The sequence below is a fragment of the Streptomyces sp. NPDC032472 genome, assembly GCF_040636955.1.
Classification (GTDB): domain Bacteria; phylum Actinomycetota; class Actinomycetes; order Streptomycetales; family Streptomycetaceae; genus Streptomyces.
The window spans coordinates 15,432-34,723 of record NZ_JBEZVK010000048.1 but is presented as its reverse complement, the minus strand read 5'-3'; the positions used below and the strand labels follow the sequence as shown (position 1 = coordinate 34,723).

Annotated in this window: 13 protein-coding genes, 1 pseudogene and 1 riboswitch; of the genes and pseudogenes, 6 read left to right on the top strand and 8 right to left on the bottom strand. The window is 73.2% G+C overall.

Annotated features, from left to right (window positions below):
• Positions 1-147 precede the first annotated feature (147 nt).
• Entirely contained in the window at positions 148-1,425 is a 1,278-nt protein-coding gene (locus AB0F11_RS27330) for a YncE family protein (RefSeq protein WP_362178934.1), read from the top strand.
• A 688-nt stretch (positions 1,426-2,113) separates the two neighbouring features.
• Here AB0F11_RS27330 and AB0F11_RS27325 read toward each other — a convergent pair.
• Positions 2,114-2,989 carry a hypothetical protein gene (locus tag AB0F11_RS27325; RefSeq protein WP_362178931.1) on the bottom strand — a complete coding sequence of 292 codons (876 nt, stop codon included), beginning with the start codon at positions 2,987-2,989 and terminating at the stop codon, positions 2,114-2,116.
• A gap of 483 nt (positions 2,990-3,472) precedes the next feature.
• Here AB0F11_RS27325 and AB0F11_RS27320 point away from each other — a divergent pair.
• A pseudogene (locus AB0F11_RS27320) lies at positions 3,473-3,712 on the top strand (CorA family divalent cation transporter); the annotation flags it as partial.
• A gap of 4 nt (positions 3,713-3,716) precedes the next feature.
• On the opposite strand, the gene AB0F11_RS27315 reads toward AB0F11_RS27320, so the two are convergent.
• The gene (locus AB0F11_RS27315; protein WP_362178929.1) at positions 3,717-3,896 is read right to left on the bottom strand and encodes a hypothetical protein; all 180 of its coding nucleotides are present in this window, start codon (positions 3,894-3,896) and stop codon (positions 3,717-3,719) included.
• A 288-nt stretch (positions 3,897-4,184) separates the two neighbouring features.
• Between AB0F11_RS27315 and AB0F11_RS27310 the strand changes: the two genes are divergently transcribed.
• A complete protein-coding gene (locus AB0F11_RS27310) occupies positions 4,185-5,429 on the top strand; it encodes an erythromycin esterase family protein (RefSeq protein WP_362178926.1) in 1,245 nt (414 codons plus the stop codon).
• Positions 5,430-5,436: 7 nt separating this feature from the next.
• On the opposite strand, the gene AB0F11_RS27305 is transcribed toward AB0F11_RS27310, so the two are convergent.
• The 3 genes from AB0F11_RS27305 to cobN form a co-directional block, all read right to left on the bottom strand.
• The gene (locus tag AB0F11_RS27305) at positions 5,437-5,817 is read right to left on the bottom strand and encodes a hypothetical protein (protein WP_362178924.1); all 381 of its coding nucleotides are present in this window, start codon (positions 5,815-5,817) and stop codon (positions 5,437-5,439) included.
• Positions 5,818-5,861: 44 nt separating this feature from the next.
• On the bottom strand, positions 5,862-8,030 hold the full coding sequence (locus AB0F11_RS27300) for a germacradienol/geosmin synthase (protein ID WP_362178921.1): 2,169 nt from the start codon (positions 8,028-8,030) through the stop codon (positions 5,862-5,864).
• A 131-nt stretch (positions 8,031-8,161) separates the two neighbouring features.
• Positions 8,162-11,785: a cobaltochelatase subunit CobN gene (cobN, locus tag AB0F11_RS27295; RefSeq protein WP_362178918.1), complete on the bottom strand. Its 3,624-nt coding sequence runs from the start codon at positions 11,783-11,785 to the stop codon at positions 8,162-8,164.
• A gap of 53 nt (positions 11,786-11,838) precedes the next feature.
• A riboswitch (cobalamin riboswitch) is annotated at positions 11,839-11,917 on the bottom strand.
• Between the two features lie 756 nt (positions 11,918-12,673).
• Between cobN and AB0F11_RS27290 the strand changes: the two genes are divergently transcribed.
• From AB0F11_RS27290 to AB0F11_RS27280, 3 genes are read left to right on the top strand one after another with little or no spacing between them, the layout of a single operon-like run.
• The gene (locus AB0F11_RS27290; RefSeq protein WP_362178915.1) at positions 12,674-13,984 is read left to right on the top strand and encodes a cobalamin biosynthesis protein CobG; all 1,311 of its coding nucleotides are present in this window, start codon (positions 12,674-12,676) and stop codon (positions 13,982-13,984) included.
• 19 nt (positions 13,985-14,003) lie between these two features.
• Positions 14,004-14,636 (top strand): precorrin-8X methylmutase, encoded by a 633-nt coding sequence (locus tag AB0F11_RS27285; protein ID WP_362178965.1) that lies wholly within the window; start codon positions 14,004-14,006, stop codon positions 14,634-14,636.
• Entirely contained in the window at positions 14,633-16,162 is a 1,530-nt protein-coding gene (locus AB0F11_RS27280) for a precorrin-2 C(20)-methyltransferase (protein WP_362178912.1), read from the top strand. Before AB0F11_RS27285 ends, AB0F11_RS27280 begins: the two co-directional genes overlap by 4 nt.
• A gap of 34 nt (positions 16,163-16,196) precedes the next feature.
• On the opposite strand, the gene AB0F11_RS27275 is transcribed toward AB0F11_RS27280, so the two are convergent.
• The 3 genes from AB0F11_RS27275 to cbiE are packed head-to-tail and all read right to left on the bottom strand — an operon-like array spanning position 16,197 to position 19,157.
• Positions 16,197-17,048, bottom strand: coding sequence for a cobalt-precorrin-6A reductase (locus AB0F11_RS27275; protein ID WP_362178910.1), 852 nt, complete (start codon positions 17,046-17,048; stop codon positions 16,197-16,199).
• Positions 17,038-17,787, bottom strand: coding sequence for a precorrin-4 C(11)-methyltransferase (cobM, locus tag AB0F11_RS27270; RefSeq protein WP_362178908.1), 750 nt, complete (start codon positions 17,785-17,787; stop codon positions 17,038-17,040). The genes AB0F11_RS27275 and cobM overlap by 11 nt, the downstream gene beginning before the upstream one ends.
• A gap of 2 nt (positions 17,788-17,789) precedes the next feature.
• Positions 17,790-19,157: a precorrin-6y C5,15-methyltransferase (decarboxylating) subunit CbiE gene (cbiE, locus tag AB0F11_RS27265; RefSeq protein ID WP_362178906.1), complete on the bottom strand. Its 1,368-nt coding sequence runs from the start codon at positions 19,155-19,157 to the stop codon at positions 17,790-17,792.
• Positions 19,158-19,292 lie beyond the last annotated feature (135 nt).

Below are 19,292 nucleotides of genomic sequence, written 5' to 3'. Positions count from 1 at the left end.
CAGCGGGAAGGGCGTAGCCACTGACGCCGCACCCGGCGTCGCAAGGTACGTCGTGGAAAAGGGCGCAGCCGTGAGGCTTGCGCCCTTTCGCTGTTCCCCCTATTTTACCGGCCGGTAACAGCGCCTGCCCGTAGTGGAGTTGAGCGGATGTCCCGGACCGCGACCGTACGCACCCCCGTCCGCACGCTGCTCGCCGTGTGCGCGCTGGCCGCGGCCACGCTCGCGGCGGGCCCGGCACCGGGGCCGGCGGAGCCGGCCGCTGCCGCTTCCCCTGCCGCTGCCTTGCAGGAGGTGCTGTTCGTCGGCAACAACTGGGAGGGCACCGCCGACGTGCTGGCCTCCACGGGGAACATGGAGCGGCTCGGCCGGATCGACGTGATCCCCGACAAGGAGGAGCGGCTGCGGGAGATCTACCTCAACCCCGTCAGACTGGGCTACTTCCTCGGGATCCGGGCCACCGCCGGCGAGGGCCACGACCAGTTCGTCGACGACATGTACACCACCCCGGACGGTTCCGCCGTGGTCGCCTCCCGGCCCAGCTTCGCCGACGTGGTCTCCATCGACGTCCGGACCGGGCGGATCAACTGGCGCTTCCCGGTCGCCGGCTACCGCTCCGACCACATGGCGGTCTCCCCGGACGGCACCCGCGTCGCGGTCTCCGCGTCCACCGCCAACACGGTGCACGTCCTCGACATCGCGACCGGCCGGCAGGTCGGCTCCTTCCCGACGGGGGACAAGCCGCACGAGAACACCTTCAGCCGGGACGGGCGCTACCTGTGGAACAGCTCCATCGGGGACGTGACCTCCGCGTTGGACGCGCCCTGGCTGGACTGGACGAAGGGCGACCGCAAGATCACGGTCGTGGATGCGCAGACCTTCCGGACGGTCCGGGTGATCGACATGCGGGAGCGGCTGGACGCGGCCGGGCGCTCGGACCTCTCGGATGCGGTGCGGCCGATGGCGTTCGGCCCGGACGAGTCGAAGCTGTACTTCCAGGTGTCGTTCTTCAACGGCTTCGTGGAGTACGACGTGGCTGCGGACCGGGTCACCCGGGTCAAGACGCTGCCGCAGAACCCGGCCACCAGTACGGACCGGACCACCTGGGTCAACGACTCGCGCCACCACGGGATGTCCATGAGCCCGGACGGCTCGCGGCTGTGCGTGGCCGGCACGATGGACGGCTACGCGGTGGTCGTGGACCGGGCCACCCTCACCGAAGGCCCCCTCGTCCCGGCGGACAAGCCGTACTGGGCCACCGTCAACGGGGACGGCACCGCGTGCGTGATCTCGGAGAGCGGCTCGGACCGGGTCACCGCGATCGACTTCGCCACGGGCACGAAGCGGGTCTCCGTCCCGGTGGGCGACCACCCCCAACGCGTCCGCCTGGGCCACGTCCCCCAGCCGTGGACGCCCCCGGCCCGCTGACGCTTTCGAAGCCGGGTTTCCTTGGGCGCTGCCCCAGATGCCCGGCCGGCTTTGCCGGGCCTTCGAGGCTGGATGTGCCAGACCCCGGCTTCGAAGGCGGGCGTGGCTGAAAGGGCTCGACTTCAGGAGGGAGCGGCTGCGTCAGGGGAAGAGGGTGAGGCGGGTGAGGCGGGCCGGGGACATGCCCTGGGTCAGGGGCGTCGGGCGGGGGTGGAGGTCTTCGTCTGCCACAGCGGCACGCCGATGCGGTACATCCACAACCCCGAGTCGAGTTGCTGGCGTTCGTAGAGCCGTACGCGCGCTATCTCCTGGCCGTCGGTGAGGAGAAGCGTGATCGGGGGGGGCAGTGGCGGTTGATCGGTCGCGGTCGGGAGCGGGCGAGCTGCGCCTGCCGGGCCTGCTGGCACGACTTGCACAGGGGGTTCCCACCGTGGCCGTAGCGGCATGTCGGCTGGTGGCACCCTGCGCAGGGTCCGGTCTGGCTGGGCGCCCAGGTGACGGGTATGGCCTGCGGGCGGGGCATGGTGATGATGGGACTGCTCACTCATGCTGCCTCCCGTTCCGTCAGCGTCGTGGTGCGGGCGGCGCGGCGCAGCTCGACGCCGCCACGAACTTTGACCGCCAGGCAGCGATTGCCCAGGCTCATGGAGTGCAGTCTCCGAGCCACGTCAGGACCGGCCCGACCGAGTCAGCGGGAATCCGTTGCGTCGTCCTCGGACGGGCCGGGGGCTGCCGTGCTGTCAGCGGCCTGGCCGGCGGCTCGTTCCGCGCGGAGTTCTTCGGCGACCTCGTAGGCCCGGCCCGGGTCGTAGACGGTGACCGAAGTGCCAGGGCTGTACATCGCGGCGGCCCGGGGCGTGTACCCGTAGGTTTCGACGCCGCGCTGGGCGGCTATGCCGTCGACCTCGCCGACGGATACCCCCCACAGCTCGGCGGTGTGGGACGGGGTCCACCACTCGTCCGGACGCAGGAAGTCGCGCTTGACCTCCGTCTGGCGCTCCACCGCCACGTGGACCCGGCCGAGTTGCTCGGTCAACCAGCTGGTCAGCGCCTGTGCGTCGACCCGAGAGAGCGGTGCGGACGTCGCCGGTTCGCACTCCACCGTCTGGCTGCGGGTATGCAGCACCACCTTGATCGACTGTCGCTGCCCCAGACTGAGTCGCTCGATGACGACGACTCGCTGCAGATCGGCCATCGCCATGGTCGACGAACGCAGAAAGCGGGCGATCACGACCTGGGCCGGAGATCCCAGGGGGCGGAGCTCGACCCACCGCACCGTCATGGTGGCCGTGACGTACATCATGGCCACGGTGAGCACGATCACTGCGACGACCGTGAGCGCCAGTAGGACCCAGAAACCGCCCCAGACGAGTGAGCTCCCCGAGATCACGGCGACCACCAGAGCGGCCAGCAGAAGTGGGGCTGCGACCACCGGCGGGACCATGACGCTCGCGCCGAGCGCGACAGCCAGCTCGCGGGCCCGGCTGGGCACGAACAGCAGCCGCCACCCCGCTGTCACGGGTGCCACAACTTCCGCCAGCGGGCCGGGCTGCCGAGTTGCCATGTCTCAAAGGTAGGACCTTGCAGAGGAGTTCGTAAGGCCACAGCGAGCCGTACCATCTCGAGGACGGGAGCCGTAGGCGACAGCGCGTCAGCCGGCCACGTAGCGCCGGCCTGGCCCGGGGGGCGATCTGCCCTTGACCTGCGGCGGTCAAAGTTCGATGAGACAACAGCCGAGTGGTCAAGGTTCGGTGAGACTGACCAACCTTCGGTGAGAGGGGACAGTACTGTCCGGTCTGCACTGAGGCGGCGACCAGGACGCCGTAGTTCCCCGTGGAAATTTCCTGGCAGGGTCAGCCACCTCCCCCACGAAGAAGCCCCCGGTAGCCATGGGGAGAATCTGGGGAGAATGAAGCCCCGTTGGGGAGCGGCGGGGGAGAATCGACCGCCGCATCAACGGGAAGCACGGCGAAAGGGCCTGAAAGGCGGATCGCCGCAGGTCAGAGCGCCTCTCCAGTCGATTTCCGCAGGTCAGCGCTGTGAGGGCGAGGACTTCAAGAAGATCTCCTCCTGGGCCGCCATCCTGTTTGCACCCACGTTGGTGGGAACCATCTACGGCATGAACTTCGAGACCATGCCGGAACTCCACTGGGCGGCGGGCTACCCCTTCGCATTCCTGCTGATGGCGGTGGTCTGCACGAGCCTGTACGTCATCTTCAAGAAGGCGACTGGCTGTAGGAGTCAGCTGACCCCTCACGCACCAACGGGGGGGCACCGGCAGCGGTAGCGCGTCAGGCATGCACGAGGCCATCCGCCATCACCAGCCGAACGCGGCGCAGCGCCTGGAGATCGCTCAGGGGATCACCCTCGACGACCGGGAGGTCCGCGCTGCCTTCGCAGCGGCCCACGTCCACCTCGCCGGGCCGCACTACTGCGACATGCTGCGCCGCGCCGGACTGCGCGTCCCCCACAGCCGCCGGGCCTCGGCGCCCGTACCCTCGTCGACTCCGGAGTCTTCCTCTACGGCACGCCCGGGAACATCGCCGCACAGCTGGCCGAATTCGATCGGGCGGGGGTGGACGAAGTTGTCGTCAACGTCGCGGGAGTGTATTCCGAGCATGGCCGACCGGACGCCGTACAGGACCTCCAGGAGATCTCGCGGCCTGCCGGGAAGCGACGAACTGACCCATGAACGGGTGAGAGAGGCCGGGGCAATACCGCGTGCCGCCCTCCCGCACGCGGTAAGGAGAGGCAAGACGGTGCCCGACGACATCGCCCGATGGCTGAACGAGCACGCGAACCCGTTGAGTACCCTGACCCCCGGCGCACCGGTGGAGGACCTGAAACCCCTGGGCGAGGCACTGCGGGGGACGCGGATCGTCGGTCTGGGGGAATCCACCCACGGCACGGGCGAGTTCTTCCGGCTGAAGCACCGCATCGTGGAGTTCCTGGTCCGTGAGGAGGGGTTCACCACCCTCGCCATGGAGGCCAGCCAGTCCGCCGCCCGCGCGCTCGACGCGTACGTCCGGTACGGCACGGGCTCCCCCGAACGGCTCGTCGCCAGGCTCGGCTTCTGGACCTGGCGCACCCGCGAGATGGTCGACCTCGTCGAGTGGCTGCGCGCCCACAACCGCGACCTGCCCGAAGGGCGCCGGATCCGCTTCGTGGGAACCGACCCCCAGCTCTGCGCCGACTCGGTCGAGGCCGTCGCCGCCTTTCTGCGCCGGACGGCGCCCGATCAGGCCGGGCGCGTGAGCGCCTTGGACGTGCTGGCGCGGGCCCGCCCGGGCTCGCTCCCAGACCCGGACAAGGCCCTGTTGCGGCGCGCCGAGGAGATCGCCCGCCTCATCGCGGACCACGTCGAGCGGTCGGGTCCCGGTGGCGGCGACGCCGACGAGGCGTTGGAACACGCGCGGATCCTGGTCCGCGCCGCCGACCTGGTGACCAGGCCCTTCGAAGCCCCGGCCGGCGAGGACGGCGTGCTCGCCGCGCGTGACCGCTACATGGCCGGGGCCGTCGCACGGCTCGTGGACGACGACCCCGAGGCGCGCGTCATGGTCTGGGCACACAACGGGCACATCGCGAAGGGCACGTACGGGGACCAGGTGCCGGCCCTCGGCAGCAGACTCCGCGAACGGTACGGCGACGCCTACTACGCGCTGGCCCTGCTCTTCGGCAAGGGCTCCTTCCTGGCCCGTCGCGGCAACGACCTTCAGCGCCCGCCGGTCCGCCACCGCATCGGCACCGGCCTCCGCTCCCTGGAGGCCAGACTCACGCACGCCGTACCCGGCGACTACTACGTGGACCTGCGCGCCGCGGGTTCCCCCGGCGACCCCGCACCCTGGCTGCACGCCCCGCACGCGCAGCGCAGCTTCGGCGCCAACGTCCAACGGTTCCTCTACCGCTTGAACACCGCCCCGCTCGTCCCGGCCGAGGACTACGACGGCATCGCGTTCGTGGCACGCTCGACCTGCTCCCACCTGCTGCCGTCGGCGGAGGACTGAGGTTCTGTCACGGCCACAGGTTGAGCGCGGCGTTCAGAGTGAGCTGCCACATCGGTTCGGCACCTGTGCCGAATGCCGCAGCGAGCCCGTACCCCACGGACGCGTCGTACGGGTCCCTGGCACGCTCGGACGCGCCCTCCGCCTCCCAGTCGGCCGACACGCGCCCGTCGCCGCTCGATGTGAAGACGCCGAGCAGCCGCCCGTCCCGCAGCAGCCGGCTGGTGCCGAGGGAGTCCGGAACCAGCAGATAGCGGCACTCCCGCGCCGCTGAGACGACCTCGACCCGGTACGAGCGCCGGGTCAGGAATCCCTTGGACGGCCGCAGGTTCTCCTCTGCACCGTCGACGAGCAGAGGGAGGTGCTCGGGGTCGCGCGTCCCGATCGGCACATGGCTCTCCGGCGCGCGGCTCGCCCGGAGGGCGAAACTTCCCCTCAGGGTGCCGGATGACCTGATTCGTCGCGGTAGCGGCGGGTGTTGCGGTGCCAGTGGAGGATGGCCGCCATCCAGCGCTCCAGATCGCGTACGTACGCGTCCAGCCCGGCCCGGGCACGAGCGTCCAGCCCCCGGTCCTCGCACAGCACCGGCAGCTGGTGGTCCCTGATGTGCTCGAACTCCCGTGTGCGCCGCTCCAGGAGGTCCGAGACGATCCCGAACGCCTGGGCGTACGTGATGCCGAGGAAGTTCCGCGTCACCAGCAGGTAGTTGTGCACCTCGCCCTCGACCTCGATCTCCTTCTGGTACGAGAAGAGGTCGTTCGTGAGGGCCCCGACGTCGGCGGCCGAGCTCTCCAGCGAGCGCATCACCCCGTCCTGGTGGATCTCCGGCGGGACGCCGTCGTCCTCGTGGCCGAGCCGGGCCAGGTACATCGTCATATGGCTGCCGAAGGTGTGGCGCCGCATCTCCGCGTAGTCCACCGGGTCGGGGATCCGGTTCACCGTGGTGTTGTCGATCTCCCAGAGCCAGCTCTCCAGCATGTGGGTGATGTGGGCCCGGAACTCCCTGCGGGAGGGCACCGGCATGCCCGCCACCGTCCTGGACCACAGGTCCTTCAGGCCGCGCTCCAGGGCGGTCACCGGCTCGCCGCCGCCGGCCTCCTGCGGCCCGACCGGCAGCATGCCGATCAGCCGGTCGGTCGCGGCCCGGGCGGCGGCCGGGGACTTCACGGTGCCGAAGGCGCGTGGGTAGTAGTCGTCGGCGTACGTCCCCCACGCCAGCCACTGCGCGCTGAGGGCCAGCCGCTCCGCCGTGGCGCCGGGATCGATGCCCGCCGAGCACAGCGCGAAGTCGTACCCGATCAGCTTGGCCTCGGTCCAGATGTCCGAGCCGGGATCACCGATCTGCGGCCGCAGCAGCCCCATGTCACGGCACCAGCGGACCAGTTCGCGGCGGGCCCGTTCCAGGTGCGGGCTGAGCGTGAGCGCGAACGGCATGTGGAAGTCGGGCAGCAGCGAGGGGCCCGTCTTCTCGAACGGCACGTGCGAGAACGAGCGCCGGCGCAGCTCCACGGAGCGCGGGGTGAGCGCCGAACGCCAGTTGACGGCGGCGGTGCCCGGCCCGCTCGGCATGAACGGCAGCGTGAGCGGGGCAGCGGCACCCCCGGCCGTGCCCCGCGCGCCCCGGTTCATGTAGCGGCTGGAGACCAGGTGCCACTCGTGGCCGCCGGACTGCCAGTCCTGCAGCCCCTTGGCGTACGCGAGCACGGCGGCCACCTCGGCGGGGCGCAGGCCCTGCTGCGCGGCCATCGCGGGCACCTCGGCGAGGGCCGTGTGCTCGAACTGCTGGAGCCGCGAGGTCAGCAGGTCGTTCGACAGGTCGGCGGCCTCCTGGGTGGTGCAGCCGAGGAAGGTCTCCAACACCAGGACGGCGTTCGACAGTTCGCCCTCCTGCTCCACCTCCCGCTGGTACGAGAAGAGGTCGTTGCGGATGTGCACCGCGTCCGCGAAGGAGTCGCGCAGCACCTGCAGCGGACGCGCGTGCGCGACCCGGGCCGGGACCTCGGCGGACACGTACTCGACCAGCCCGGCGGACCAGGGGGCGCCGCCGACCTTGCGGCGCATCTCGATGTACTCCAGCGGGTTGGCCACCCGGCCGATGTTGATGTTGTGGAGCTCCCACATGGACTCGTCGAGGAGGTTGCGCGTCGACTCGGAGAATCGTTCCCGCCAGTCCATCGACATCGCCGGCACGGTACGCGACCACAGGTCCTTCAGCCCGGCCTCGACCGGGTTGGCGGGCTCGGGGAAGCCGTCGGCGAGGTCCATCGGCATGAACGCGGCCAGCCCGTCGAGGTACCTGCGCGCGCCCTCGCGGTCCTGGGTCCGCTTGTAGACCTCCAGGAAGTGGTCGTCGAAGAAGAAGACCCACACGTACCAGTCGGTGATCAGCTCCAGCGCGTCGGCGTCGCAGTCGGGGTGCGTGTACGAGCACAGCAGCGCGTAGTCGTGCCCGTCCAGGTCCTCCTGCTCCCAGACGCCGGAACCCTCCAGCATCCCGAAGGACCGCGCCCACTGCCGGGTGTGCACCCGGGCGGCCTCCAGGTGGGGGTTCCGTCGTGCCGGATGGGGCACGTAGAAGTCCGGCAGGTGAAACGGCTGGGTCACGGCGGGTCGGGCCTTTCCGTCCGAAGGTGCGGGAGGCTCGTTTCTGCAAGCCTCCCGCACGAGATCAGCACGGCCCTGCCCCCGGACCTCCCGCTACGGAGGAGAGTTCACCGCATCAGGTGACGGACGGGTCAGTCCCCGTCGGCCTCCAGGTTGCCCTCGGTGTCCAGGTAGACCTGGCGCAGGGCTTCCAGGACCTGCGGGTCCGGCTTCTCCCACATGCCGCGGGACTCCGCCTCCAGCAGCCGCTCGGCGATGCCGTGCAGGGCCCAGGGGTTGGCCTCCTCCAGGAAGGCGCGGTTCTCCGGGTCCAGGACGTACGTCTCGGTCAGCTTGTCGTACATCCAGTCCGCCACCACGCCCGTCGTGGCGTCGTAGCCGAACAGGTAGTCCACGGTCGCCGCCAGCTCGAAGGCGCCCTTGTAACCGTGGCGGCGCATCGCCTCGATCCACTTCGGGTTGACCACGCGCGCGCGGAAGACGCGGCTGGTCTCCTCCACCAGCGTGCGGGTCTTGACCGTCTCCGGGCGGGTGGAGTCGCCGATGTACGCCTCCGGGGCCGTGCCCCGCAGTGCGCGCACCGTCGCCACCATGCCGCCGTGGTACTGGAAGTAGTCGTCCGAGTCGGCGATGTCGTGCTCGCGGGTGTCGGTGTTCTTCGCCGCGACCGTGATCCGCTTGTACGCCGACTCCATCTCGGCCCGGGCCGGACGGCCCTCCAGCCCGCGGCCGTACGCGTACCCGCCCCACACCGTGTAGACCTCCGCGAGGTCGGCGTCGGTGCGCCAGTCGCGGGAGTCGATCAGCTGCAGGATGCCGGCACCGTACGTGCCCGGGCGCGAGCCGAAGATACGGGTCGTCGCGCGCCGCTCGTCGCCGTGCTCGGCCAGGTCCGCCTGGGCGTGGGCCCGGACGAAGTTCTGCTCCGCCGGCTCGTCCAGCCCGGCCACCAGCCGCACCGCGTCGTCCAGCAGGCCGATCACGTGCGGGAAGGCGTCCCGGAAGAAGCCCGAGATGCGCAGGGTGACGTCGATGCGCGGGCGGCCCAGCTCGTCCAGCGGGATCGGCTCCAGGCCCGTGACGCGGCGCGAGGCCTCGTCCCACACCGGGCGGACGCCCAGCAGGGCCAGGGCTTCGGCGACGTCGTCGCCCGCGGTGCGCATCGCGCTCGTGCCCCACAGCGACAGGCCCACCGACGCCGGCCACTCGCCGTTGTCGGTGCGGTAGCGGGTCAGCAGCGAGTCCGCCAGCGCCTGCCCGGTCTCCCACGCCAGGCGCGAGGGAACGGCCTTGGGGTCCACCGAGTAGAAGTTGCGGCCCGTCGGCAGCACGTTGACCAGCCCGCGCAGCGGGGAGCCGGAGGGGCCCGCCGGGACGAACTTCCCGTCCAGGGCGTCCACGACGTGCGCGATCTCGTCCGTCGTGCCCGCCAGGCGCGGCACGACCTCACGGGCCGCGAAGTCCAGTACGGCCGCCACGTCCGCCGGGTGTCCGGCGGCGACGGACGCCACCGCGGCCGGGTCCCAGCCGGCGTCCTCCATCGCCTGCACCAGTGCCCGCGCCGTGTCCTCCGCCTCGTCGGCGGAGGTACGGGTGGCCGCGGACTCGTCCAGGCCGAGCGCCTCGCGCAGGCCGGGCAGCGCCGTCGTACCGCCCCAGATCTGGCGGGCGCGCAGGATCGCCAGCACCAGGTTGACGCGGGCCTCGCCGGTCGGGGCGCCGCCCAGCACGTGCAGGCCGTCGCGGATCTGGGCGTCCTTGACCTCGCACAGCCAGCCGTCGACGTGCAGCAGGAAGTCGTCGAAGCCGTCGTCGTCCGGGCGCTCCTCCAGACCCAGGTCGTGGTCGAGCTTCGCGGCCTGGATCAGGGTCCAGATCTGCGCGCGGATCGCCGGCAGCTTCGCCGGGTCCATCGCGGAGATCTGCGCGTACTCGTCGAGGTGCTGCTCCAGGCGCGCGATGTCGCCGTACGACTCCGCGCGCGCCATCGGCGGCACCAGGTGGTCGACCAGCGTGGCGTGGACGCGGCGCTTGGCCTGGGTGCCCTCGCCCGGGTCGTTGACCAGGAACGGGTAGACCAGGGGCAGGTCGCCGAGCGCGGCATCGGGCGCGCAGGCCGCGGACAGGCCCGCGTTCTTGCCGGGCAGCCACTCCAGGTTGCCGTGCTTGCCCAGGTGGATCATCGCGTCGGCGCCGAAGCCGCCGTCCTCGGACGCCGCCTGGATCCACCGGTACGCGGCCAGGTAGTGGTGCGACGGCGGCAGGTCCGGGTCGTGGTAGATCGCGATCGGGTTCTCGCCGAAGCCGCGCGGCGGCTGGATGAGGATGAGCAGGTTCCCGCGGCGCAGGGCCGCCAGCACGATGTCGCCCTCGGGGTTGGCCGAGCGGTCCACGAACATGTTGCCGGGGGCCTCGCCCCAGTGCTCCTCGACCTGCTCGCGCAGCTCTGCCGGGAGTTCGGCGTACCAGCGCTTGTAGTCGGCGGCGGGGATGCGGACCGGGTTGCGGGCGAGCTGCTCCTCGGTCAGCCAGTCCTGGTCGTGGCCGCCGGCCTCGATCAGGGCGCGGATCAGCTCGTCGCCGTCGCCCGAGACCAGGCCCGGGATCTCCTCGGCGGGCCCGAAGTCGTAGCCGGCGTCGATGAGGGTGCGCAGCAGCTCGACGGCGCTGGCCGGGGTGTCCAGGCCGACCGCGTTGCCGATGCGGGAGTGCTTGGTCGGGTACGCGGAGAGCACCAGGGCGAGCTTCTTGTCGCCGCGGGCGATGTGCCGCAGCCGGGCGTGGCGGACGGCGATCCCGGCGACGCGGGCGGCCCGCTCGGGGTCGGCCACGTACGCGGGCAGGCCGTCCTCGTCGAACTCCTTGAAGGAGAACGGGACGGTGATCAGGCGGCCGTCGAACTCGGGCACGGCGACCTGCGTGGCCGCGTCCAGCGGGGACAGGCCCTCGTCGTTCTCCTCCCACGCGCTGCGCGAGCCGGTCAGGCACAGGGCCTGCAGCACCGGCACGCCGAGCGCGGCGAGCGCGCCCGCGTCCCAGGACTCGTCGTCGCCGCCCGCGGAGGCGGTCGCGGGGCGGGTGCCGCCCGCCGCGAGCACGGTGGTCACCACCGCGTCCGCCGCCTCCAGTTCGCGCAGCAGCTCCGGCTCCGGGGTGCGCAGCGAGGACACGTACAGCGGCATGGGCACGGCGCCGGCCGTCTCGATCGCATCGCACAGGGCGTGTACGAAGGCGGTGTTGCCGCTCATCTGGTGGGCGCGGTAGTAGAGCACCGCGATGCGGGGGCGGGGGGCGCCGGCGGGTGCGTCCGCGGCCGGGCGCTCCAGGGTGCCCCAGGTCGGCGCGGCGGCGGGCGGCTCGAAGCCGTGGCCGGTGAGCAGCACCGTGTCGGACAGGAACCGGGCCAGGTGGTCCAGGTTGGCCGGGCCGCCGTGCGCGAGGTAGGCGTGCGCCTCGGCCGCGATGCCGATCGGGACGGTGGAGGCCTCCATCAGCTGGGCGTCGGGGGCCTGTTCGCCGGTCAGTACGACCACCGGGCGGGTCTGCTCGGGCGCCAGGAGGAGGTCCAGGCCGTCCTGCCAGGCGCGCAGGCCGCCGAGGAGGCGGACGACGACGAGGTCGACGCCGTCGAGGAGGGCCGGGAGGTCGTCGAGGGGAAGGCGGGAGGGGTTCGCGAACCGGTACGGTACGGGGCCGTTTGCGGCGGCGCGGGCGCTGAGCAGATCGGTGTCGGACGTCGACAGCAGCAGGATCATGCGGCGGCAGGCCTTCCTCGGGGTTTCCGCGCCCCGGGCAGTGAGGACGGCGGGAGTTCCTGACTCACCCGGCGGATCGCTCTGCCGGGCTCACAGTGGCGGGACCGCGCCGGATTCGCACCGGGCTTCCTCCCATGTCGCCGTCCTCGGCGATGAGCGGGCCGAGTGGCACGCCGGGGGTCATCTTAGGTGGCCTTTTCCCTGGCCGGGAGGTGGGGTGGGGGCGCGCGGATGCTCCGCGGGCGCGGGCCGTGTTCCCTGAGACCCCGCCCCAGACCCCGCGCCACCCTCGCCGGCGGGGCTGAATCGGCCGACCCTGGCTTCGAAGGGGGAGGCGGGGCCGGAAGCGACCGGTGCTCGGCTGCGAACGTGTTCGGGCGGGCGCTACTTCGCTCCCCCCGGGCTTTGGACGGGGGTCCGGCACATTCAGCCCCGACGGCGTTGAGGCGCGGGGTTTGGGCGGAGCCCGGTGCCCGGCGGAGCCGGGTTTCTTGGGGCGCTGCCCCAAACCCCGCGCCTCAATCGCCGGCGGGGGCTGCAATTGCCGACCCCCGGCTTCGAAAGCCAGCAAGGCTGAGATGGCCCACCCCGGATGGGGGCTGGAATGGCCCGCCCCCGGCTTCGACAGCAGCGGGGCTGGAATGGCCCGCCCCCGGCTTCGACAGCAGCGGGGCTGGAATGGCCCACCTCCCGCTTCGACAGCAGCGGGGCTGGAATGGCCCACCCCCCGCTTCGACAGCAGCGGGGCTGAAGTGGCTCACGCCCGCTTCGACAGTCGGCGGGGCTGAAATGGCCGACCCCGGCTTCGAAGGCGGAGGTGGGGATTGGCTGGTCGGGGTGGCGACGGACACAGGTCGGGGGCGGTCAATCGTGGGTATGCTCGCGGCCATGCCGCCCCAGCCACCTTCCGCCGCATCGCGGGACGAACCCGTCATACGCGACCGCGGCGACGCCTGCCCCGGCGCGCTACGGCTGCACGCCGCCGACGACGGCCACCTGGCGCGCGTCCGGATCCCCGGCGGGCTGCTGACCACCCGCCAGGCCTCAACCCTCGGCCTCGCCGCCGACCGGTTCGGCGACGGCCACCTGGAACTCACCTCGCGCGGCAACGTCCAGCTGCGCGGCCTCGCCGACGACTGCGGCGCCGGGCTCGCACGGCTGCTGGACGGCGCCGGACTGCTGCCCGCGCCGAGCCACGAGCGCGTGCGCAACATCGTGGCCAGCCCCATGGGCACGGACCGCGTCGTGCACTGGGTCCGCGAACTGGACCGGCTGCTCTGCGCCAGTACCCGCGCGACGGCCCTGTCCGGGCGGTTCCTGTTCGCCCTCGACGAGGGGTGCGGCGACGTCGCCGCCCTCGACCCCGACGTGACCGTCCTCGCCCGCACCGACGGCCGCGCGCTGGTGCGCCTCGGCGCGGCCGGCGATGCCGTCGAACTCGGCGACTCCGACGTGCCGCAGGCGGCGCTGCTGGCCGCCGAGTACTTCCTCGACGCCGCCGACGCCGCCGGGACCCGGGCCTGGCGGGTCGCCGAGCTGCCCGCCGGACACGCCACCGACTCCGCCGAGTTCGTGCAGCGGCTGGCCGCCGCCGGGATCGACGCGACCCGTGTGCCCGCGGTGGAGTGGCCGTACGCGCCGCCGCCCGAGCCCTGGGGGCCCGGCGGCGTCGGCAACCAGACCCCCCTGTGCGTCCTGCCCCCGCTCGGCCGGCTGAGCACCGACCAGTGGCGGGTCCTGGTCCAGGTCGCCGACCGCGGCAACGGCGAGCTGCGCGTCACCCCGTGGCGCAGCATCATCCTGCCGCGCGCGAGCACCCGTAGGCCCGTCAACGGCTACGCGCGCATCGAGGCCGCGGGCCTGGTCGTCGGCCCTGACAGCCCCTGGCGGTCCGTCACCGCCTGTACGGGCCGACCCGGTTGCGCCAAGGCCCTGGCCGACGTACGAGCCGACGCGCGTGCCGTCGTGCAGCAGGCCGGGCAGGCCGGGCAGGCCGGGCATGCGGCCGACGCCCTGCCCGTGCACTGGTCCGGCTGCGCGCGCCGCTGCGGGCATCCCCGCGGCACCGCCTGGGTGGACATCGTCGCCACCCCCGACGGGTACGAGCTCGACGCGCAGCCCGTCCCGCACGCCGACCTGGCGGCCGCCCTCACGGCCGCACGACGTCCACGCACCACCACACCACCCCCGACGCAGTGAAGAAATGAGCGAGTACACCGTGTTCGAGTACGAGAAGGACGGCGCCGCGATCTACCGCCAGTCCTTTGCCACGATCCGCGCCGAGGCGGACCTCTCCGGGCTGCCCGCCTCCGTCGCACAGGTCGCGGTGCGCATGATTCACGCCTGCGGAATGACCGACCTGCCCCAGGACCTGGGCTACACCCCGGACGTCGTCCTGAACGCCCGCGCCGCCCTGCACGCCGGCGCACCCATCCTCTGCGACGTGCAGATGGTCGCCAGCGGCGTCACCCGCAAGCGGCTGCCCGCCGACAACGAGGTGGTCTGCACCCTCTCCGACCCGGCCGTCCCCGCGCTCGCGCAGCGCATGGGCACCACCCGCAGCGCCGCCGCCCTCGAGGTCTGGCGCGACCGCGGCCTGCTGGAGGGCTCCGTCATCGCCGTCGGCAATGCGCCGACGGCGCTGTTCCGGCTGCTGGAGATGATCGAGGAGGGCGCTCCGCGCCCGGCCGCCGTCATCGGCGTCCCCGTCGGCTTCATCGGCGCCGCCGAGTCCAAGGACGCGCTCGCCGCCCACCCCTCCGGCCTCGACCACCTGATCGTGCGCGGCCGCCGCGGCGGCAGCGCCATCGCTGCCGCCGCCCTCAACGCGATCGCGAGCGAGGAAGAATGAGCACCAGCACCACTACCGGCCTCACTGACGTTTCTGCACCGGCCAAGGGCCGCCTCTACGGGGTCGGACTCGGCCCGGGCGACCCGTCCCTGATGACCCTGCGGGCCGTCGAGGTGATCGCCGAGGCCGATGTCGTCGCGTACCACAGCGCCCGCCACGGCCGTTCCATCGCCCGCTCGATCGCCGCGAAGCACCTGCGCGCCGACCACATCGAGGAGCCGCTGGTCTACCCGGTCACCACCGAGACCACCGACCACCCCGGCGGCTACCAGGGTGCGATGGAGGAGTTCTACGAGGCCTCGGCCGCCCGCCTGGCCGCCCACCTGGACGCCGGCCGCACCGTCGCCGTGCTCGCCGAGGGCGACCCGCTCTTCTACGGCTCGTACATGCACATGCACAAGCGGCTCGCCGACCGCTACGAGGCCGAGGTCGTCCCCGGCGTCACCTCGGTCAGCGCGGCCGCCGCGCGCCTGGGCACCCCGCTGGTGGAGGGCGAGGAGGTGCTGACCATCCTGCCGGGCACCCTGCCCGAGGAGGAGCTCACCGCCCGTCTCGCCGCCACCGACTCGGCGGTCGTGATGAAGCTCGGCCGCACCTTCCCGGCCGTACGGCGGGCCATGGAGTCCTCCGGGCGGCTGGCGGAGGCCCGTTACGTCGAACGCGCGACCATGGCCGGCGAGCGCACCGGCCGGCTGGCCGACGTCGACCCCGAATCGGTGCCGTACTTCTCGGTGGCGGTCGTCCCGAGCCGCATCGGCAACCCGGGCGCCAAGCCGGCCGGGCCCGGCGAGGTGGCGGTCGTCGGCACCGGCCCGGCCGGCCCGTTGTGGCTGACCCCGGAGACCAAGCGGGCGCTGGCCGACGCCGAGGTCCTCGTCGGCTACACCACCTACCTGGACCGGGTCCCGGTCCGGCCGGGCCAGGTCCGGCACGGCTCGGACAACAAGGTCGAGTCGGAGCGGGCCGAGTTCGCCCTCGACCTCGCCCGGCGCGGCAAGCGCGTCGCGGTCGTCTCCGGCGGCGACCCGGGCGTCTTCGCCATGGCGACGGCCGTGCTGGAGGTGGCCGGGCAGGACGCGTACAAGGACGTCCCGGTACGGGTCCTGCCGGGCGTGACGGCGGCGAACGCGGCGGCCGCCGCGGCCGGCGCCCCGCTGGGCCACGACTACGCGACGATCTCGCTGTCGGACCGCCTCAAGCCGTGGGAGGTCATAGCCGACCGCCTGCGCGCGGCCTCCGCCGCGGACCTGGTGCTCGCCCTGTACAACCCCGGCTCCCGCAGCCGGACCTGGCAGGTGGCGCAGGCCCGCGACCTGCTGCTGGAACTGCGCGGCGCGGACACCCCGGTGGTGGTGGCCCGCGACGTCGGCGGCCCGGAGCAGTCGGTGCGCGTGCTGACGCTGGCCACGCTGGAGCCGTCCGAGGTGGACATGCGCACGATCCTGCTGATCGGCTCCTCGCAGACGCAGATCACCGAACGCGGCGACGGCACCCGCATCACCTGGACGCCGCGGCGTTACGGGTAGTACGGGCGGCAAGCGGCGCCGAGGGGCCGGTCCTTCAGCCCCTCGGCGCCTGCGGTCCCGGGCCGCTCCGGACGGACTCCTGGGCGAGCCAGTCCAGGGCGGCCGGGACGGACTCTGCCAGCGGGATCCCGGCCGGGACCGGCGGGCGGCTCACGACCAGGACCGGGATGCCGGCCTCGCGGGCCGCGGTCAGCTTCGGGGCGGTGGCCGAGCCGCCGCTGTCCTTGGTGACCAGCAGGTCGATCCGGTGCCGGGCCAGCAGCTCCCGCTCGTCGTCGAGGGTGAACGGGCCGCGGGCCAGCAGGACTTCCAGGCGCGGCGGCACGGGAACGGCCGGCGGGTCCACGGAGCGGACCAGGAACCAGGGCTCGGCCAGGTGCGCGAAGGCGTGCAGTCCCATGCGCCCGGTGGTCAGGAAGACCCGGCGGCCGAGCCCGGGCAGCCGCGCCGCCGCCCCTTCGAGGTCGGCCGCGAAGGTCCAGTCGTCCCCGGGGCCGGGTGCCCAGCCGGGCCGGCGCAGCGCCAGCAGCGGCACCCCCGACAGCGCGGCCGCCCGGGCGGCGTTGAAGCTCATCCGCTCCGCGAAGGGGTGCGTGGCGTCGACCAGGTGGGTGGCCCCGTGGGCGGAGATCCAGGCCGCGAGCCCCTCCGGCCCGCCGAAGCCGCCGATCCGGGTCTCGCCCGGCGGCAGCACCGGGGAGGCCACGCGCCCGGCGAGCGAGGTGGTCACCCGGTACGGGCCGCAGCCGGGGCCCGGAGCGCCGCCGTCGGGACCCGCGGCCAGGGCCTCCGCGAGGCGGCGGGCCTCCGTGGTGCCGCCCAGGATCAGGACGTGCGGCAGCGGCCCACCGGCCGGCCGCGCTCCGGAAGCCGGCTCAGCAGACATGCCGGTCGCGTTCCGGCGAGTACAGGTGGCTGTCGCGGAACTGCTCCGCGCCGAGCGTGCGGCCCACCACGATGACCGCCGTGCGGACCAGCCCCGCCCCCTTCACCTGGCCGGCGATGTCGGCCAGCGTGCCGCGCAGGATCAGCTCGTCGGGGCGGCTGGCCATCGCCACCACCGCCACCGGGCAGTCGGCCCCGTAGTGCGGCAGCAGTTCGTCGACGACCCGGTCCACGTAGCGCGTGGCCAGGTGCAGCACCAGCAGCGCGCCGCTGCGGCCGAGCGTGGCCAGGTCCTCGCCGGGCGGCATCGGCGTGGCCTGCTGGGCGATCCGGGTCAGGATCACGGTCTGGCCGACGGTGGGGACGGTCAGCTCCCGCTTCAGCGAGGCCGCCGCCGCGGCGAACGCCGGCACGCCCGGGACCACCTCGTACGGGATGCCGGCCGCATCCAGGCGCCGCATCTGCTCGGCCACCGCGCTGAAGATGGACGGGTCGCCCGAATGCAGCCGCGCCACGTCCTGGCCCGCCTCGTGGGCCCGTACGCACTCGGCGATGATCTCGTCGAGGTTCAGCTGCGAGGTGTCGACCAGGCGGGCGTCCGGCGGGCACTCCGCGAGCAGCTCGCGCGGCACGAGGCTGCCCGCGTACAGGCAGACGGGGGCGGCGGCCAGCGTCCGGGCCCCGCGCACCGTGATCAGGTCGGCGGCGCCGGGGCCCGCACCGATGAAGTACACGGTCATGTCTACTGATCCTTCTCGTTCGCGGTGTCGATGTCGATGTCGACGGCGGCGGTGGTTCCGGCGGTGGCGGTGGTGCCCGCGGTGGCGGTGGCGTGGTGGTCCGTGGCCGCGGGGGTGTCCGGCTGCGGCGGCCGGGGCTTGGTGACGGACCACTGGGTCACCGGCATCGCCTGCCGCCAGCCCGTGAAACCGCCGACGGGCACGGCGTGCGCGACGGCCAGCTTGACCAGTTCGCCGCCGTGGCGCCGGTAGTGCTCGGTGAGGACCGCCTCCGACTCCAGCGTCACCGCGTTGACGACCAGCCGGCCGCCGGGGGCCAGCGCCTCCCAGGCCGCCTCCAGCACGCCCGGCACGGTCAGCCCGCCGCCGATGAACACCGCGTCGGGGGCCGGGAGTCCGGCCAGCGCCGCGGGGGCCGCGCCGGTCACCACGCGCAGCCCGGGCACGCCGAGCGCGGCCGCGTTGCGGGTGATGCGCTCGGCCCGGTCCGGTACGCGCTCGACGGAGACGGCCCTGCAGGAGGGGTGGGTCCGCATCCACTCGATGCCGATGGAGCCGGAGCCGCCGCCGATGTCCCACAGCAGCTCGCCGGGGGCCGGGGCGAGGGCGCACAGGGTCGCGGCCCGTACGTGGCGCTTCGTCAGCTGGCCGTTGTGCTCGTACGCGGCGTCCGGCAGTCCCGGGGTGGCGCCGAGCCGCGGGACGGCGGCGGCCGGGTCGCGGCGGCAGTCGACGGCCACCACGTTCAGCGGGTCGCCGGGCGGGTGTTCCCAGGTGTCGGCGGTGCCCTCGTACGCGTCCTCGCGCTCGGAGCCGAGCTGCTCCAGCACCCGCATCCGGCTCGGGCCGAAGCCGCGCTCGCGCAGCAGGGCGGCGATCTCGCCGGGGGAGGCCGCGCCCGCGCTGAGCACCAGCACCCGGCGCCCCTCGTGCAGGGCCGCCGCGACCCGGGCCACGGGGCGGCCGACCACCGTGACCACCTCGGTGTCCTCCACCGGCCAGCCCAGGCGGGCGCAGGCGTACGACACCGACGAGGGGTGCGGGTGGACCAGCAGGGCCTGCGGGCCGAGTTCCTCGGACAGGGCGCGGCCGATCCCGTAGAACATGGGGTCCCCGCTGGCCAGCACGGCGATCCGGCGGCCGGCGTGCTCGGCCGTCAGCCGCGGCACCGCCGGGCGCAGCGGGCTCGGCCACGGCACGCGCAGTCCGCCGCACTCCGCGGCGGGCAGCAGGTCCAACTGGCGCGGTCCGCCGATCAGCACCTCGGCCGAGGCCAGGGCGGCGCGCGCGGCCGAGGTGAGCCCGGCCCAGCCGTCGGCGCCGAGGCCGACGACCGTCACGGGGATGGGGGGCGGCGGTGCGGAGCTCACGGCGCGAATACCTCGGTACTTCGGGACGGGGGAGCGGGGCGGACGGCGGTGGGGCCGCCGGAAGCGGGTGGACCCGCAGCCTACTGGTCGGTCGGACCGGTCCCGGTTCCGCCCCCGCCCAGCCGGGGGCTACCC

Coding starts and splice junctions, on each gene's coding strand:
- AB0F11_RS27330 (WP_362178934.1), top strand. CDS start 148: ATGTCCCGGACCGCGACCGTACGCACCCCCGTCCGCACGCTGCTCGCC.
- AB0F11_RS27275 (WP_362178910.1), bottom strand. CDS start 17,048: ATGTCTGCTGAGCCGGCTTCCGGAGCGCGGCCGGCCGGTGGGCCGCTG.
- cobM (WP_362178908.1), bottom strand. CDS start 17,787: ATGACCGTGTACTTCATCGGTGCGGGCCCCGGCGCCGCCGACCTGATC.
- AB0F11_RS27280 (WP_362178912.1), top strand. CDS start 14,633: ATGAGCACCAGCACCACTACCGGCCTCACTGACGTTTCTGCACCGGCC.
- cobN (WP_362178918.1), bottom strand. CDS start 11,785: ATGATCCTGCTGCTGTCGACGTCCGACACCGATCTGCTCAGCGCCCGC.
- AB0F11_RS27325 (WP_362178931.1), bottom strand. CDS start 2,989: ATGGCAACTCGGCAGCCCGGCCCGCTGGCGGAAGTTGTGGCACCCGTG.
- AB0F11_RS27290 (WP_362178915.1), top strand. CDS start 12,674: ATGCCGCCCCAGCCACCTTCCGCCGCATCGCGGGACGAACCCGTCATA.